This window comes from Flavobacteriales bacterium (assembly GCA_016713875.1).
GTDB lineage: Bacteria > Bacteroidota > Bacteroidia > Flavobacteriales_F > PHOS-HE28 > PHOS-HE28.
Genome location: JADJOI010000003.1, coordinates 2,179,868 through 2,196,040 on the forward strand (window position 1 = coordinate 2,179,868; position 16,173 = coordinate 2,196,040).

Annotated in this window: 13 protein-coding genes; 7 read left to right on the top strand and 6 right to left on the bottom strand. The window is 66.8% G+C overall.

The window, feature by feature from the left end:
- Nucleotides 1-16 precede the first annotated feature (16 nt).
- From lpxD to IPJ87_10895, 7 genes are all read left to right on the top strand, one after another.
- On the top strand, nt 17-1,072 hold the full coding sequence (lpxD, locus tag IPJ87_10865) for a UDP-3-O-(3-hydroxymyristoyl)glucosamine N-acyltransferase (GenBank protein MBK7942354.1): 1,056 nt from the start codon (nt 17-19) through the stop codon (nt 1,070-1,072).
- 74 nt (nt 1,073-1,146) lie between these two features.
- The gene (locus IPJ87_10870) at nt 1,147-2,613 is read left to right on the top strand and encodes a bifunctional UDP-3-O-[3-hydroxymyristoyl] N-acetylglucosamine deacetylase/3-hydroxyacyl-ACP dehydratase (protein MBK7942355.1); all 1,467 of its coding nucleotides are present in this window, start codon (nt 1,147-1,149) and stop codon (nt 2,611-2,613) included.
- Nucleotides 2,610-3,392 (top strand): acyl-ACP--UDP-N-acetylglucosamine O-acyltransferase, encoded by a 783-nt coding sequence (gene lpxA / locus IPJ87_10875; GenBank protein ID MBK7942356.1) that lies wholly within the window; start codon nt 2,610-2,612, stop codon nt 3,390-3,392. The genes IPJ87_10870 and lpxA overlap by 4 nt, the downstream gene beginning before the upstream one ends.
- 114 nt (nt 3,393-3,506) lie before the next feature.
- Entirely contained in the window at nt 3,507-4,142 is a 636-nt protein-coding gene (locus tag IPJ87_10880; protein MBK7942357.1) for an ABC transporter ATP-binding protein, read from the top strand.
- A 79-nt stretch (nt 4,143-4,221) separates the two neighbouring features.
- Complete coding sequence (efp, locus tag IPJ87_10885; protein ID MBK7942358.1) at nt 4,222-4,785, top strand: elongation factor P; 564 nt, start codon at nt 4,222-4,224, stop codon at nt 4,783-4,785.
- Between the two features lie 125 nt (nt 4,786-4,910).
- Nucleotides 4,911-5,834, top strand: a complete 924-nt coding sequence (locus IPJ87_10890; GenBank protein ID MBK7942359.1) for a UDP-3-O-(3-hydroxymyristoyl)glucosamine N-acyltransferase — start codon at nt 4,911-4,913, stop codon at nt 5,832-5,834.
- A gap of 2 nt (nt 5,835-5,836) precedes the next feature.
- Entirely contained in the window at nt 5,837-7,060 is a 1,224-nt protein-coding gene (locus IPJ87_10895; protein MBK7942360.1) for a SpoIIE family protein phosphatase, read from the top strand.
- Here IPJ87_10895 and IPJ87_10900 read toward each other — a convergent pair.
- From IPJ87_10900 to IPJ87_10925, 6 genes are all read right to left on the bottom strand, one after another.
- Nucleotides 7,041-8,498: an O-antigen ligase family protein gene (locus IPJ87_10900; GenBank protein ID MBK7942361.1), complete on the bottom strand. Its 1,458-nt coding sequence runs from the start codon at nt 8,496-8,498 to the stop codon at nt 7,041-7,043. The genes IPJ87_10895 and IPJ87_10900 overlap by 20 nt on opposite strands.
- A gap of 3 nt (nt 8,499-8,501) precedes the next feature.
- Entirely contained in the window at nt 8,502-9,440 is a 939-nt protein-coding gene (locus IPJ87_10905) for a hypothetical protein (GenBank protein ID MBK7942362.1), read from the bottom strand.
- Complete coding sequence (locus IPJ87_10910; protein ID MBK7942363.1) at nt 9,430-10,452, bottom strand: hypothetical protein; 1,023 nt, start codon at nt 10,450-10,452, stop codon at nt 9,430-9,432. Before IPJ87_10910 ends, IPJ87_10905 begins: the two co-directional genes overlap by 11 nt.
- A 23-nt stretch (nt 10,453-10,475) precedes the next feature.
- A complete protein-coding gene (locus IPJ87_10915) occupies nt 10,476-11,939 on the bottom strand; it encodes a polysaccharide biosynthesis C-terminal domain-containing protein (protein MBK7942364.1) in 1,464 nt (487 codons plus the stop codon).
- Nucleotides 11,940-12,042: 103 nt separating this feature from the next.
- Nucleotides 12,043-14,052: a tail fiber domain-containing protein gene (locus IPJ87_10920; GenBank protein ID MBK7942365.1), complete on the bottom strand. Its 2,010-nt coding sequence runs from the start codon at nt 14,050-14,052 to the stop codon at nt 12,043-12,045.
- 40 nt (nt 14,053-14,092) lie between these two features.
- Nucleotides 14,093-15,118, bottom strand: a complete 1,026-nt coding sequence (locus tag IPJ87_10925; GenBank protein MBK7942366.1) for a hypothetical protein — start codon at nt 15,116-15,118, stop codon at nt 14,093-14,095.
- Nucleotides 15,119-16,173: the final 1,055 nt, after the last annotated feature.

Here is a 16,173-nt window from a genome sequence, read left to right on the forward strand (position 1 = left end):
CCTACTTTTGCCGGGCATGCAGTTCTCCGCCGGACAGATCGCCGAGTTCCTCCAGGGGGAGGTGGACGGTGATGCGCAGGTGCTGGTGAGCGACATCAGCAAGATCGAGGAGGGCCGCCTGGGCACGCTGAGCTTCCTGGCCAACCCGAAGTACACCGAGCACGTGTACACCACCGCGGCCAGCGTGGTGCTGGTGGAGAAGGGCTTCCACCCCACGCGCCCCATCCCCAAGCATGTGACGCTGATCCGCGTGGCCGACCCGCGCGCCTGCTTCTCGCGCCTGCTGCAGATGCACGACGCGCACCAGTACGAGAAGAAGGGCTATGAGCAGCCCAGCTACATCAGCCCGAAGGCCACCATCGGCAAGGACGTGTACATCGGCACCTTCACCCACATCGGCGACGGGGTGGTGATCGGCGACGGGGTGAAGATCCTGCCCAACTGCACCATCGGCGACAACGTGGTGATCGGGGCGGGCACGCGCATCCACGCCAACGTGGTGGTGTACGGGCGGAGCGTGATCGGCCGGAACTGCATCATCCACAGCGGCACGGTGATCGGCTCGGACGGCTTCGGCTTCACGGTGAACGCTGCCGGCGAGCAGGAGAAGATCCCCCAGATCGGCAACGTGGTGATCGAGGATGACGTGGAGATCGGGGCCAACTGCACCATCGACCGGGCCACGCTGGGCAGCACCATCATCCGCCGGGGCGCCAAGCTGGACAACCTGATCCAGGTGGGGCACAATGCGGAGATCGGGTCGCACACGGTGGTGGTGTCGCAGACGGGCATCGCGGGCAGCAGCCGGGTGGGCGCCCACGCCATGATCGGCGGTCAGGTGGGCATCGCCGGGCACCTCACGGTGGGCGACCGCGTGAAGGTGGCGGCGCAGAGCGGCATCGGGGAGAACATCCCGGACGGGGTCACTGTGCAGGGCAGCCCGGCGTTCGCCATCGGCCCCTACAAGCGCAGCTACGTGGTGTTCCGCAATCTGCCCGAGCTGCAGCGGCGCGTGGCCGAGCTGGAGCGCATGCTGGCGGAGCTCCGCAAGGAGGCCGGCCAGGCGGGCTGAACCCGCGCTTCGCGGCCGCGCCGTAGCTTCGGCCGGCGATCCCGGGGACCGCGACGGCCCGGGCGCGCGAACGCATGAGCGACAAACAACGCACCCTCAAGCAGACCGTCTCCATCACCGGCGTGGGCCTGCACACCGGCGAACCGGTGACGCTGACGCTGAACCCGGCCCCCGAAGGGCACGGCTACAAGTTCCAGCGCATGGACCTGGACGGCGCCCCGGTGATCGAGGCCGACGCCGACCTGGTGGTGAGCACCGACCGTGGCACCACCCTGGGGAAGGACGGCGCCAAGGTGAACACCACCGAGCATGTGCTGGCAGCACTGTACGCCCTTGGGGTGGACAACTGCCTGCTGCAGATCACCGGGCCCGAACTGCCCATCATGGACGGCAGCGCGCTGCCCTTCGTGCTGGCCATCGAGGAGGCCGGCATCGTGGAGCAGAAGGCCGACAAGGACTGGTACGTGCTGAAGGAGCCCATCTGGTTCGAGACCAAGGAGCGCGGCACCGAGATGCTGGGCGTGCCCACCCCGGGCGGCGAGTTCCGGCTGACGGTGATGGTGGACTACAACAGCCCGGTGCTCGGCACGCAGCACGCCAGCATGTACCACACCGGCGAGTTCAAGACGGAGATCGCCCCCTGCCGCACCTTCGTGTTCCTGCGCGAGCTGGAGCAGCTGGCCAAGGCGGGCCTCATCAAGGGCGGCGACCTGGACAACGCCATCGTGATGGAGGACCGCGAAGGCACCAGCAAGGAGCAGCTGCAGGCGCTGGCCAAGCTGCTGGGCAAGGAGTACCGCGACGTGGAGATCCGCCGCAACGGCGTGCTGAACACCACGGACCTGAAGTTCTTCAACGAGCCGGCGCGGCACAAGCTGATGGACATCGTGGGCGACCTGGCCCTGGTGGGCCGACCGATCAAGGGCCACATCCTGGCGGCTCGACCGGGGCACTTCGGCAACACCAGCTTCGCCAAGCGCATCAAGGAGGCGATGCGGCTGGAGCGCAAGGCCGCAGGGTTCCAGTACGACCTGTCGCGTGAACCGCTGTACGACATCAACGCGATCGCGCGGATGCTGCCGCATCGCTACCCCTTCCTGCTGATCGACAAGATCATGGAGATCACGGAGGACACCATCATCGGGGTGAAGAACGTGACCATGAACGAGCCCTTTTTCCAGGGCCATTTCCCGAACAACCCGGTGATGCCCGGGGTGATCCAGATCGAAGCCATGGCACAGGTAGGCGGGGTCTTCGCCCTCAGCCAGGTGCCCGACCCGGAGCACTACACCACCTACTTCCTGAAGATCGACGGCGTGCGCTTCAAGCGCAAGGTGATCCCGGGGGACACGGTGGTGTTCCGCCTGCAGCTGATCACGCCCATCCGGCGCGGCATCGTGCACATGAAAGGCGTGGCCTACGTGAACGGACAGCCGGCGATGGAGGCCGAGATGATGGCCCAGATCGCCCGCGACAAGGCCCCCGAACCCAGGACCAACGCGGACACCCCGGCGCCGAAGACCTCGGCGGTCAACGCATGAGCATCTCCCCCCTCGCCTCCGTGCACCCCGACGCGAAGCTCGGCCGCGACGTGGTGGTGGAGCCCTTCGCCACCATCTACGCCGACGTGACGATCGGCGACGGCACCTGGATCGGGCCCAACGCCGTGCTGATGGACGGTGCCCGCATCGGCAGCCGCTGCCGCATCTTCCCCGGCGCGGTGATCGGCGCCATCCCGCAGGACCTCAAGTTCGCCGGGGAGTACACCACCGCCGAGGTGGGCGACGGCACCACCATCCGCGAGTGCGTCACCATCAACCGCGGCACGGCCGACCGCCAGCGCACCGCCGTGGGCAGCTACTGCCTGCTGATGGCCTATGTGCACCTGGCGCACGACTGCGTGCTGGGCAACAACATCGTCATCGCCAACAGCGTGAACCTGGCCGGCCACGTCACCATCGACGACTGGGCCATCCTGGAGGGCAACGTGGCCGTGCAGCAATTCCTGCACATCGGTGCCCACAGCTTCATCGCCGGCGCCAGCCTGGTGCGCAAGAACGTGCCGCCCTTCGTGAAGGCCGCACGCGAACCCCTGAGCTACGTGGGCGTGAACGTGGTGGGCCTGCGCCGCCGCGGCTACACCGACGAGCAGGTGGCCCGCATCGAGGACATCTACCGCGAGATCTTCGTGCGCAACAACAACGTGGAGCGCGCCGTGCAGAGCGTGGAGCAGACCCTGCCGCGCAGCCCCGAGCGCGGCCAGATCCTGGACTTCATCCGCAACAGCCCCAAGGGCATCATGCGCGGGCTGGCGGAGTAGGCCGCAATGTGGAGATGGGCGAATGTGAACATGTGAAGACCCTCTAATGATCGACCTTCGACGATCGCCACCTCCACTCATTTCCACATTCCTACATTCCCCGTATTCCTCTGAATGGAAGTCGCCCTCCGCTCCGTCACCAAGCGCTTCGGGCGCGAGGTGGTGTTCCGCGAAGTGGAGCACGTCTTCGCCGCCGGCAGCCGCACCGCCTTGCTGGGCCCGAACGGAAGCGGGAAGAGCACCCTGCTGCAGGTGATCGGGGGCGCCCTGTCGGCCACCTCGGGCACGGTGCTGCACCAGCTGGACGGGCGCGTCATCGACCCCGAGGCGGTGTACCGCCAGGTGGCCTTCGCCACCCCCTACCTGGGCCTGTACGAGGACCTGAGCCTGCGCGACACCCTGGCCTTCCACCGGCGCTTCAAGCCCTTCCGGCCGGGCCTTGCCGACGTGGACGTGGCCCGCGCGGCTTATCTGGACAAGGAGCTGGACAAGCCCGTGCGGCAGTTCAGCAGCGGCATGAAGCAGCGCTTGAAGCTGGTGCTGGCCGTGATGAGCGACGTGCCCCTGCTGCTGCTGGACGAACCCACGAGCAACTTGGACGCGCGCGGGACCACCTGGTCCGTCGAGCTGCTGCAGGCCCACGTGGAGGGGCGCACGCTGGTGGTGGCCAGCAACCGCGTGGAGGCCGAGACCGCCCTGTGCACCGCGCAGCTGGACGTGCTGGCGTGGAAGCCCGGCGCCCGGGGCTGAACCGATGTCGCCGGCCTTCGGGCCGATCCCCTATTTTCGCGCCCGCCTTCCGGAAACGAAGGCCGCATCCCATCCCGCCATGGCCACCACCGCTGACGTCAACATCGGCTCTTACATCCGCTTCAACGGCGACATCTGCCAGATCATGGAGTGGCAGCACCGCACGCCGGGCAACCTGCGCGCCTTCTACCAGGGCAAGATGCGCAACCTGCGCAACGGCAAGCTGGCCGAGAACCGCTGGCGCAGCGGCGAAACGATCGAGGTGCTCCGCGTGGAGGTGCACGAACTGCAATACCTCTACCGCGAAGGCGACAACCTGGTGTGCATGGACCAGGAGAGCTTCGAGCAGAAGTACATCCCCGTGGGCCTCTTCGGCGGCGCGCTGGGCTTCATGAAGGAGGAGATGGTGGTGCAGATCGGCTTCGAGAGCGAGCAGCCCATCTTCGCCCGCCCGCCGAAGACGGTGGAACTGAAGGTGGTGTACACCGAGCCCGCCGTGAAGGGCGATACCGCCAACAAGGTGATGAAGCCCGCCAAGCTGGAGACCGGCGTGGAGATCAACGTGCCCATCTTCGTGGAGGAGGGCACCGTGGTGCGGATCGACACCGAGTCAGGGGAGTACATGGACCGCGTCAAGAAGTAGGGACGACGATCGGGTCGCCGCGCACCGACGCGGCTCCTCATCCCCGCCCCGGACCCCGCCCTGCCCCCGCAGCCGGCGGGGTCCGCGTTTCCGGCCCTGAAGGCCGCGCGGTTACCTTCGTGCCGATGGACCTCACCGAGCCCTGCACCGCCGCCGAACTGGCCGCCCTGCTGGGCGTGCGCGTGGCAGGTGACGCCACCCGCACCGTTACCGGCATCAACGAGATCAACCGGGTGCGCACCGGCGACCTGGTGTACGTGGACCATCCCAAGTGGTACGCGAAGGCCCTGGAGAGCGCCGCCACCACGATCCTGATCGACAAGGAGGTGGAGGCCCCGGCGGGCAAGGCCCTGCTGATCAGCATCGATCCCTGCGGTGACTACAACCGGCTGGTGCGGCACTTCAGCCCGCGCAAGGCGTGGAGCAAGGCCCGGCCTGTGGTGGGTGCCGGCACCGAGGTGCACCCCAGCGTGGTCCTCGGCCCCGACGTGCGCATCGGTGCGGACTGCCTGCTGATGCCCGGGGTGGTGATCTACGGTCCTGCCCAGCTCGGCGACCGGGTGACGGTGCACGCCAACACCGTGATCGGCTCCGACCCCTTCTACTACAAGAAGCGCCCCACCGGCTACGACAAGATGGTGCCCTGCGGCAGCGTGCTGATCGAGGACGACGTGGAGATCGGCGCGCTGTGCACGATCGACCGCGGGGTGAGCGCCGACACGCGGATCGGCGCAGGCACCAAGATGGACAACCACGTGCAGGTGGGCCACGACACCCTGATCGGCCGACGCTGCCTGATCGCCGCGCACGTGGCCATCGCCGGCGCCGTGGTGATCGAGGACGAGGTGACGCTGTGGGGCCAGGTGGGCATCCCCAGCAAACTGCGCGTGGGCAAGGGCGCCGTGCTGCTCGGGCAGAGCGGCATCATGAGCGATGTGGAGGGCGGCCGCAGTTACCTGGGCTCCCCGGCCACCGAGGCACGCCAGAAGCTGCGCGAGATCGCCCTGAGCCAGCGCCTACCGGACATCGCGCGCAAGCTGGGGCTGTGAGCATGACCCGCCTCGACCGCCTCACCGAGCGCCTCGGCCTGAAGGAGTTCCAGCTGAAAGCCCTGCTGGAGGTCACCAAGGCCATCAATGGCAACGTGGACCGCGCCGGCCTGCTGCGGCTCTACGGTGGCATCGTGCACCAGGAGCTGGGCATCACCCGCCTGCTGCTGTATGAGCGCACCGACCGCTGGCAGCTGGCGCTGAGCCACGGTGTGGGCCACACGCCCCCGTCCATCGACCTCGATGTGCTGGCCACCGCCGGCGAGGGCATCCACCTTACCACCGCCCAGGAAGAGGACCGCCTCGCCGGCTTCGACGTGGTGGTGCCCGTGTTCCACGAGCAGCGGCCGCTGGCCTACCTGCTCATCGGCGACCTTGACGAGGACGAACAGCGCATGAGCCCCTCGGTGAAGCACCTCAACTTCATCCAGACGCTCACCAACCTGATCGTGGTGGCGCTGGAGAACAAGCGCCTCGCCGCCCAGGCCCTGCAGCAGGAGCGCGACAAGCGCGAGCTGGAGCTGGCCGCCGAGATGCAGGGCATGCTGGTGCCGCAGGAGCTGCCGCGCACCGACCGCTTCGAGGCCGCCGCCTGGTACCTGCCCCACCGCCAGGTGGGCGGCGACCACTACGACGTGGTGCACCGCGGCGACCGCATGGTGCTCGTGGTGGCCGACGTCAGCGGCAAAGGCATGGCCGCCGCGCTGCTGATGAGCAACTTCCAGGCGACGCTGCGCGCGCTGGTGGAGTACTCCAACGATCCCCTCGACGCGCTGGTGCGCGACCTCAACGACAAGGTGTACGGCAACGCCCGCGGCGAGCGCTTCATCACCTGTTTCCTGGCCGACCTCGACCTGCGCACCGGCGCGATGCGCTATGTGAACTCCGGGCACAACCCGGTGCTGTTGCGCACCGCGGAGGGCTTCACGGAGCTTTCCACCGGCAGCATCGCGCTGGGCATGATGCCGAAGTTGCCCTTCCTGCAGGTGGGCGCCACCACCCTGCCGCCCGGCAGCCTGCTGCTCGCCTACACCGACGGTCTCGTGGAGCAGGAGGACGTGCACGGCCAGGCCTTCGAGCTGGACCAGGTGCGCCGCGCGGTGGACGAGGTGCGCCACGCGGGGCCGGGCGCCGTGATCGAAGCGGTGGTGGCGCGTTTCGAGGCGCACCGGGGCGGTCAGCCCTACCTGGACGACATCGCGCTGCTCAGCTGCGCGCTGCGCTGAGCGCTTCACGATCGCGCTGCACCTTCGGGTGGCGCAGGTCGAACAGCACCACCATGGCCGTGAACATCCAGAAGGGCACTGCGGCCTTGTCGGTGTCCAGGAAGTTGTTCAGCGCACCGTGCAGGTAGTAGGTCACCAGGCCCAGAAAGGCCACCACCAGCAGCGTGCGGTCCGGGCCCTTGGGCATGCGCGGATACAGACGCATCACGGTCCACACGGTGACCACCACGAGCAGGACCATGAGCAGCATGCCGGGCACGCCCTGTTCGGCCAGCGGGCCCAGGTACTCGCTGTGCGCATTGCCGCCCGTACCGAAGTTGGTGCTGATGATGGTGCGGTCCTCGCTGGCCTGGAAGGGGGCGTACTGGAACATGTAGGTGCCGGGCCCCCAGCCGAACACCGGCCGCTCCTGCCACATGCGCAGGGCCGAGTTCCACCGGTTGAGGCGCTCCAGGTTGCTGGCGTCGCTGCTGATGTTGCTGATGCTCTGCACGTGCTCCCCCAGGTCGTCGCTGCTCTCCTCGCGGTTGCGTTCCAGCGCCACGGTGATGCGGTCGGCGTTCACGGCATAGAGCGCGCCGCCGGAACCGAGCACCAGCAGGAGCGCCCAGGGGGGGATGCGCAGGCGCAGGACCATCAGCATGCCGAAAGCGCCCACCAGGCTCACCCAGGCGGCACGGGTGTAGCTGAACAACAGCCCCGCTGCGAAGAGCAACAGCATCACCCCCGCATAGCCACGCATCGTGCGTGGCGTCTCCGGCATGAACGGTGCGGCCACCAGGAAGGGCAGGAAGAAGGCGATGATGGCCCCGTAGCTCGTGTGGTCCTTGAAGAAGGGCGTCATCACCCAGTGCGCGGGGTCCTGCTCGAAATGATGTTGCGCGTGGTTGATCAGCGTGTACACGATCACCCCGGCCATGGCGGTGATGAAGAGCCAAATCATGCGCTTCATGTTGCGGCCGTCCTCGAACAGGCGCGTGGCCATGAAGTAGCAGGTGGTGACGAACCACAGGCGGGCCAGGAGGAACTTGAAGCTCACCAGCGGCATCGCGCTGGGCACGATGCACGCCGTCATCCACACCAGCTGGGCCACGATGATGCCGGTGATGGGGTGGCGCAGCACGCCTGGCGCGATCACGCCTTTCTCCAGGGCGACCTTGAGCAGGAAGAGCACGGTGAGCCCCACCATGAGCGGTTCGGTGGGCAGGCTGATGCCGATGCCCCCCAGGTCGAGCTGTTCGAGGTTGATGGACAGCGGCGTGGCGAACACGATGAAGAGCAGCAGCTTGTCGGCCGCGGCCAGCATGGCCCACACGGCGATGAGGGCCGCGGGCAATAGCGCAAGCCAGGGCATGTCGCGGGCCGTCAGCAGCAGGTTGAGCAGCACGAAGGCGGCGCACACCACCATGATCCACTGCCGCTTCAACGCCTGCACCATGGCCTACGGACGATGGCGGAGGGCCAGCAGCACGTAGGCCAGGAAGAGCGCGCTGGCCATGCTGATGAGGACGATGAGCCAGCGCACCGGGAAGACCTTCTTGTCGGCCACCTCGGGGTAGCCCACCACGTTGGTGTAGGTGAGCACCTTGTTCACGTCGGTGCGGGCCTTCTCCACGTCGTTGAGGCGGGCCACGTAATTGTCCCGGAAGATGGTGCTCAGCTCGGTGAGCTGCCGGAACTCACCGCCCTTTTCGCCCAGGGCCTTCAGCAGGCCGCGGGCCTCCTCCCGCGCGGCACCGGAAGCACCGCCGCTCTGCATGCGCAGGTAGCCGCGGGTCACCTCCTCGGTCTGGGCGTCGTAGTCCAGCAGGCCGGTCTCGCGGCGCAGCTGGTCGAGCCTCGTTTCCACGCTGTCCAGCTTGTGCTTGGCGATGGCCATCTCGCGTTCGGAGATGGCGAGCAGTTCGTGCGACTTCTCGCGTTGCAGCCTGCGGGCCAGCAGGTCGGTCTGTCGCAGGATCTCCTGCACCATGTCGCGCGCCAGCTGCGGGTCCTCGTCGGTCACCTCGATCTGCACGCTCTCGAAGCGCGTCTTGCCGATCTCCACGCGGTCGTGGTATTCCGCGTCCAGGTAGAACCGCCCCGGCGGCTTGGTGATGTCGATCTCGTAATGGCGGGCCAGGTCGAAGCGCTGCACGAGGCTGTCGCGGATGCTGTTGCTCTCCAGCAACTGCAGCAGCTGGTCCGTGCGGGTCTCGATGCTGTAGCTCGTGAGGTTCACGGGGAACACCGTGGCGCTGGAGCGGTAGCGCGGGGCGATGAAGGTGGGCCCGCTGAGCACGGCGCTGAGCACCAGGGCCACCAGGGCGGTGAGGGCCATCGTGCGCCAGCCGCGGCGCAGCACGGTCAGCGCATGGGAAAGGTCGAGCTCAGCGGCCATGGTGGGTCTTGATCTTGCGGACGTTCTCCTGCACCACGATCAGCAGCAGGGCCAGGAGGAAGGCGCTGATGGTGCTGACGGCCACCACGAGCCAGCGCACGGGGTAGCTCTTCTTGTCGGCGGGCTGGGCGTGGTTCACCACGAACTTGTGGGGCAGGTCGCTCTCGTGGTCGGCCTGGGCCTGCTCCAGCTTCATGCGCAGCACGCTCAGGCGTTTCACCTCGTTGAACTGGCGGTCCTGCAGGGTGACGTAGGCGCCGCCGTACCGGGCCAGCACCTTGAAGCGCTCCTCGAACTCGCGCACGGCGCGCTGGTCGCCCTTCACGATGGCGGCGCCGAGGTACTCGTTGTAGCGCTCGGTCTGGGTGTGGTAGTCGTGCACGCCCAGCTGGCGCAGCACCCGCATGCTGTCCTCGATGGCGGCGATCTCCCGCTCCAGCATGGTCACCTTCTCGGCCACCAGCTCCAGACCTTTCTCGGCGCGCTCGCGGTTCATGTCCTTCCACACGCTGTCCACCTGCGCGGCGATGTAGTTGGCGATGAGGGCGGCGGTGTCGGGCCGGGGATGCAGCACCTCCACGCGCACGCTGCCGAACTTGGTGTACTCGAAGGTGATGTGGTCCTGGAACGCTTCGCGCAGGTCGGTATTGCGGGTGCGGCTGTCGGGCTTGATGCGGAACGCCCGCATCAGGTCGAAGGTGGTGGAGGTGCGTTCGCGGATGAGGTCGCTGTTGAGCACCTGCAGCAGCTGTTCGGCGTCCTCGGCATCGCCCAGGGCGAGGATGTCGTCGCGGCCGGTGCTCTGCTCGGTGAGCAGCGCCTTGCTCACCGAGTTGGTGATGGCCGGGAAGAGGATGACCTCGCTCTTGTAGAGGGGGCGGATGATGAAGGCGGCGGCCACCCCGGCGACCATCCCCAGCAGGGTGATGCCGAGGATGAGGCGGCGGCGTTCCCAGAGGAAGAGCACCAGGTCGAAGCGGTCGTCCGGCCTGGCGCTGCGGGCGTCGGTCATGGAAGGGGCTTGGAAAAGGAGGCCTAAAGTACGGATCCGGTCCCGCCCGCTGCCGGAGCGCGCAGGCCGCGCAGGTCGGCGGCCCGCAGGGTGCGCGTGGCGAAGGCCAGCAGCAGGGCCGCGGCGGGCACGCCCAGCAGCACGGTGACCGGCGCGGCGTTCGCCGTGCCCAGGCCCAGGGCCACGGCGGCGAGGCCGGCGGCGTAGAGCACGGGACCGCCCCACGCGGACGCTCCGCGGGGCAGGCCGAAGCGACGCGCGGCGAGCACGGCCTGGGCGATGGCCATGGCGGACTGGGTGATGAGGCTGGCCCAGGCGGCGCCGAGCCCCTGGTGGCGGGGGATCAGCCACAGGTTGAGCGCGAGGTTGGCCACCATGCCCGCGGCCGCCAGCCGGTTCAGCGTCCGCAGGTCGCCGCCGGCGGTGAGCAGCGTGCCGAAGACGTAGGTGGTGCACACGGCGACGAAGGAGACGCCGAGCACGGCCAGCACCGGGGCGCTCTCGGCCACGTGGGCGGTGTAGCGCAGGGCCATCACCTCGGGCGCCAGCAGCACGGCCAGCACGGCCAGCGCCACGGTGCCCGCCCACACGAGCCGGAACGCGAGGCTGGTGAGCGGGGCCACCGGGGCGCCGTCGCCCAGCAGGCGGCTGAACATGGGCAGCAGCAGGCCCGCCAGCAGGTAGCCCAGCATGTTGAAGGCCTCGAAGAAGCGGAAGGCCTGCGCGTAGATGCCCGCCTGCAACGGGCCGTCGGGCAGCAGGCGCTCCAGCATCACGGTGTCGGTGCGGTAGTAGAAGGTCATCAGCAGCACCAGCAGGGCGTAGGGGAAGCTGCGGCGCAGCAGGTCGCCGGCGGCGCGGCCCGGCCAGCGGGGACGCAGGGCCCGCGTCTGCCGGCGCACCAGGGCCCAGGCCACGCCCACGGCGACCACGTACACCACGGTCTGCGCCTGCACGAACCACAGGATGGGCAGCGGCGCGTCGGGGCCGCGGCCCCACAGCAGCCAGGCCATGCCGCCGATCAGCAGGGCGCGGTCCAGCACGCTCAGCAGGCTGTCCTGCGCATAGCGCTGCCCGGCGGCCACGGCACCGCGCAGGAAGAGCAGGAGCGCCGCCAGCGCCTGGTTCACGATGAGCCAGCCCAGCAGGTGCAGCTGCAGGCCACCGTAGCCGAGCACCAGGGCGGTGGCGAGGGTCACCACGGCGTACAGCACCACCAGGGCGGCGCGCACGCCCAGCAGGCCGGGCAGCTCGGCGGCCATCGTCCCGGGCTCGCGGGCCAGCCGTCGCGTGGTGTGGTTGGTGAGCCCCAGGTCCAGCAGGATGTTGAGCAGGAAGCTCAGGCTCAGCAGCGCGGCGTAGGTGCCGTAGGCGGCCGCCCCCACCCGCTCCTGCACGGCGGCATCGATGCCCAGGATGTAGAAGGGCTTCACCAGCAGGTTCAGCACCACCACCAGGGCCAGGTTGCGCAGAAAGCGGCCTTGCATCGGGGCGAAGGTGCGAAAGGCGGAGGCAGCATGCACATGGGCACATGCACCGAGGGCCGCCCCGCGATCGCGAAGCGGCCCTCGGCCGGGATCCAGCGAACCACTACCGCGCCACCTTCACGGCCTTCTTCACCACGACGCTGTCGTTGAGGTAGAGCGTGCAGTGGTAGGTTCCGGGCGCCAGATCGGTCGTGTTCCAGTCGTGGGTGTAGCTGCCCACCTCACGCACGGCCTCCTCCAGCACCTCCAGCCGCTTGCCGCTGGCATCGCTCACCTCCAGACGCGTGCGGCCCGGTGCGGCCACCGTGTAGCGCAGCTGCGTGAGGTCCGCCACCGGGTTGGGGATGATGTGCAGGTCGGTGCGCAGGGGGTCGCTTGCGCCTGCCCCTCCACCTGCCCCTGCCCCTGAACCCATGGTGCGCTGGTCGGCATCGCCATGCGCTGCGCAGCAGGTGGCGAGGTCTTGTTGCAGCGCACTGATCTGGGCTTGTTGCGCGTCGTTGGCGGACTTCAGCTCCTGGACCGCTCCGATGAGATAGGGGATGATCCCCTCGTAGTTCACGGTGAGCAGGTCGGCCGCAGCGGAGATGACATTCCCTGCTGTGTCGGTCACCTCCGGGCGATGCGCTTCGCGCACCAGATGCGGCAACACTTGCTGGAGGTCCTGGGCCAGCACACCCGCCTGGTAGCCGGTGGGCAGGTTCATCTCCGGGTGATCCTGCGCTGCGAACTCATACGACTTGGGAGCCAGCTGTTCCACCACATCCAGGCAACCGCCCAAGGGCTCGATGTTCTGCTTGAGCGTGGCATCGCTCGTGACCCACGGACCCAGGGAAAGGTAGCCGTAGCCATCGAACCATGCCGCCCAGCCCGGCCCACCGGACATATCCCGGACGGCCGTGCCCCACACCGCGATCGGGTCCTGCGTGATGTACTCCCCATCGGCGAAGAAATAGCCCGACACCACCGATCCGTTCCAATCACCGGCTCCGGTCAAGGAAGAGACGCCCCAATTGCGGTATGCCCCATCCACCGCCGACCGCAGGCCATAGTTCGCATCTCCCTCCTGCACATTGATGAGGTCCGCGGCGACTTTGGTGCCACCCACCACATCGTTCTGCGCACGGATCACGATGTCCTCCGCCAGCCCCGTGTTGCGGGTCTTCAGCACATCAAGCTTCGCCCCGGGCTCCAACATGCCGATGCCCACCATGTTGCTCTCGTCCGGGCAGCCGCTCAAAGGACCGGGTTGCCAGGCCGTCACGATGTCATCCACGCCGTTGTTCTCCCAGTCGCAGTCCTGCAACGAACTGATGTCGCGCCATTTGATCACGCCGCGTTCCCCGGAAGGGCTTGGGGTGTCGTCCACCACCAGGATCTTGGTCAGCGTATTGTCGGCCGGATCATCCGGTAATTGACGGATCCGCGCACGGCCGTTCAAGAGGTCCAACCGCTCGGTCGGGTCGAGTCCTGTACCTTGAAAGTGGCCCAGGCCGAAGAAGACCTCGTTGCAGGACGTGGCCGGTGTAAATCGTCCTGCCTCCAACCCATCGACCCCAGCGGCCAGCGTGGTGCCCACATTGTTCCGTGTGAAGATGAACCGCAGTTGATCGGGGCCGTCCGGCTCGCCCAACAGGCCGTTGTCCGACCAGGCCAGGGTCAGGTGGTTCCTGTCGCCGGCCTCGGCCTTCAAGCCCAGATAGGCCTGGTCCGAGGTGTAGGTGATGTAGGTGCCCTGTTTCATCCAGGGCCGCCATCCACTGTCCTGGTTGCCCCCGCCGTCCAGGTGCAACATGGCCTGGGGCTTGTCCACCAGCGCGTTCGCGAAGGGCCCGATACCCAGGAAGCCGCTGAGGTTCACCCCGGTGTAGCCGTTCACCGTTTGCCCGGTATACGTGGGCGACAGGGTGACGCGCTGGATCGCATCGGTATACCAGTCGATCGGCTGGTTCGCCCGCGTTTCAATGCGCAACGGGACGATGCTACCGGCATCCGCACCGAACCACTCCGTGGTGCCGACGGTATTGCCATTCGTATCCCATGCCACCTGCGCACTCGCGTGGAGCGTCATGGCCAAGGCTGCCAGGCAGCCCAAAAAGTTCTTCGTCTTCATGGTCTTCGTTGTTGTTGTTCAACCGAAGACCGGATCGCTGCTACCTCATCACTACGAAACGAACGTATCTTCTCGTGGCCCCTTCCAAGCGTAGAACGTACTCCCCAGGCGCCCAATGGTGTACAGGCACTGCCAGCACATCCATCGCGCTTACCCCGGCATCCATCAGCCTGCCCACGGCATCGTAAGCCTGCCATCGTGTACCTGTACCAGCACCCACTTGCACGAGATCCGCTGCTGGATTAGGCCACACGATGGGCCCTTGTTCACCTGGCTCTCCTATGCCCGTGATGAACTCGCAAGGCTGCCCGCTCGGCCGCACGCACACGCCATCCACGAAGTAGTAGGCATCAACATAATCGTCCGATGCCAGATCCATCGTATCCGTGAGCGCATTGCTGAAGAAGTTGCCGATCACCAGGTACGGGTAGGCACTATCGGCCACGAAGCTGCCGCTCACCAAGGTCCAGTTGGCCGTATCGCTGATGATGGCCGTGCTGTGCAGGTGCGCGTAGTTCCGAAGGGCGAAAGGCGGTCCGTTCGACCCGGTCCAGATGTTCGGCTCCATGCTGAAGAGCATACCCATGTTGTTGCACGCTTGGGTAGGTGACCAATAGCTGCCACCGAACGCCACATTGGTGAAGAAACTCAGGTCGTAGCTAGTTCCGACCACGAGTGGTTCCAAGAGCTGACAGCCCACGTACTCCCGATAATTGACACCGCCAGCTAAAGCACCATAGGCCAACATCCCCACATAAGCGTCGCCATGCAAGGCATGCTGGAAACCAAAGCCGTTCAACGGCACGGTGATCAACGTATCCACACCGCCCAATGAGCCGGAGCATGCGTGGAAGTAGTCCGGAGATTCGTTCCACTTCTCCCAGTGGAGCGGCTTGGAAAAGCCTTGAAAGCTGATGGTCACGGGGCAGGCGGTGTTCTCCTCGAAGCTGGGGTTCGGGACGAGGTTCTGGGCAACAACCCGGTTGGGCGCAACGAACGGTGAGCAGCAGCACACCAGCCAGACGGCTGCGTGCCGCCACCCACCATCCGTTGTTCGCAGGGTCATCGTTCGTTCTCGTTCGTGATACACGGTCCGTGTATCGATCCGGTCAAGATCCGCTTCGTTCAAGTCCTTGTCCGTCGCGGGGTGCGGCAAGGCTCCGCTGAGAGACCGTGTCTGCACGGCCCGGTGCTGCCTGGATGGCTCGGCGGTGGCACCTTATCTTCGCGCTGCTCTGTTTCGTTTACCTATTCACCTGGGTTGAGTGGGACATGAGCGACCGAGGCCCTCAGCATCGCAAGTGCTGGGGGCTTCTTCATTCTTGATGGATGTCGTGCGTCTACCTTGGTAGGTCCAGCATCGGACGGCTTGACGGCTTGACGGCTTGACGGCTTGACGGCTTGACGGCTTGACGGCTTGTCGGCTTGTCGGCCTCCTGCCTCCAGCCTCCAGCCGCCAGCTTACGGCTATCGGCCGCCAGCCACAAGCCTCCGGTACGCGACCAGGCATGCGGTGCTTCATGACCTTGGATGGAGGCACGGGACGCATGGGGCATCCAATGTAGTGCACGAACGACGCATTGGTTCCAGCTGTTGAAAAGTCGCGGTTTACAACCGGGAACGGTTCAGGTTCGTCATCTCAAGCTCAACAAAGATTCCTGGTCGCCTTTCCCTTCCCATCAACGCGTTGTGGGCTCGCAGAACTTCGGGATGCTGGGCGGAAGGAACCAGCCCATCCAAGGGAGACTGTCACGGCGCCCAACGCACCACCCACCACAGAGGCGCCTCGCCGTGACGGTGCGGAGGTGATCGGTACGTGAACCGGTCATATCCAACCCGTCATCGCGACGCCTCCGAAGGGGCGGAATCGATCTCTTCGGCTCGCCGAAGCTTCAGCAAAAGCGGCCCTTGGCGGTGAATGGAACTCGTCCACCTCGGGGAGACTGCCACGGCGCCCGGCGCACCACCCACCGCACATTCGCCTCGCAGTGACGGTGCGGAGGTGATCGGTACGTGAACCGGTCATTTCCAACCCGTCATCGCGACGCTCCCGAAGGGGCGGAAGCGATCTCTTCGAAATAGGAACAGATCCCATGCCCACGACCTGCCAGCCAAGGCAAA

What these genes read in the sequence shown, in the direction of transcription:
- IPJ87_10915 (MBK7942364.1), bottom strand. Translation starts at nt 11,939, where the DNA reads ATGCAAGGCCGCTTTCTGCGCAACCTGGCCCTGGTGGTGGTGCTGAAC.
- IPJ87_10870 (MBK7942355.1), top strand. Translation starts at nt 1,147, where the DNA reads ATGAGCGACAAACAACGCACCCTCAAGCAGACCGTCTCCATCACCGGC.
- IPJ87_10895 (MBK7942360.1), top strand. Translation starts at nt 5,837, where the DNA reads ATGACCCGCCTCGACCGCCTCACCGAGCGCCTCGGCCTGAAGGAGTTC.
- IPJ87_10910 (MBK7942363.1), bottom strand. Translation starts at nt 10,452, where the DNA reads ATGACCGACGCCCGCAGCGCCAGGCCGGACGACCGCTTCGACCTGGTG.
- IPJ87_10890 (MBK7942359.1), top strand. Translation starts at nt 4,911, where the DNA reads ATGGACCTCACCGAGCCCTGCACCGCCGCCGAACTGGCCGCCCTGCTG.
- lpxA (MBK7942356.1), top strand. Translation starts at nt 2,610, where the DNA reads ATGAGCATCTCCCCCCTCGCCTCCGTGCACCCCGACGCGAAGCTCGGC.
- IPJ87_10900 (MBK7942361.1), bottom strand. Translation starts at nt 8,498, where the DNA reads ATGGTGCAGGCGTTGAAGCGGCAGTGGATCATGGTGGTGTGCGCCGCC.
- efp (MBK7942358.1), top strand. Translation starts at nt 4,222, where the DNA reads ATGGCCACCACCGCTGACGTCAACATCGGCTCTTACATCCGCTTCAAC.
- lpxD (MBK7942354.1), top strand. Translation starts at nt 17, where the DNA reads ATGCAGTTCTCCGCCGGACAGATCGCCGAGTTCCTCCAGGGGGAGGTG.
- IPJ87_10920 (MBK7942365.1), bottom strand. Translation starts at nt 14,052, where the DNA reads ATGAAGACGAAGAACTTTTTGGGCTGCCTGGCAGCCTTGGCCATGACG.
- IPJ87_10880 (MBK7942357.1), top strand. Translation starts at nt 3,507, where the DNA reads ATGGAAGTCGCCCTCCGCTCCGTCACCAAGCGCTTCGGGCGCGAGGTG.
- IPJ87_10925 (MBK7942366.1), bottom strand. Translation starts at nt 15,118, where the DNA reads ATGACCCTGCGAACAACGGATGGTGGGTGGCGGCACGCAGCCGTCTGG.
- IPJ87_10905 (MBK7942362.1), bottom strand. Translation starts at nt 9,440, where the DNA reads ATGGCCGCTGAGCTCGACCTTTCCCATGCGCTGACCGTGCTGCGCCGC.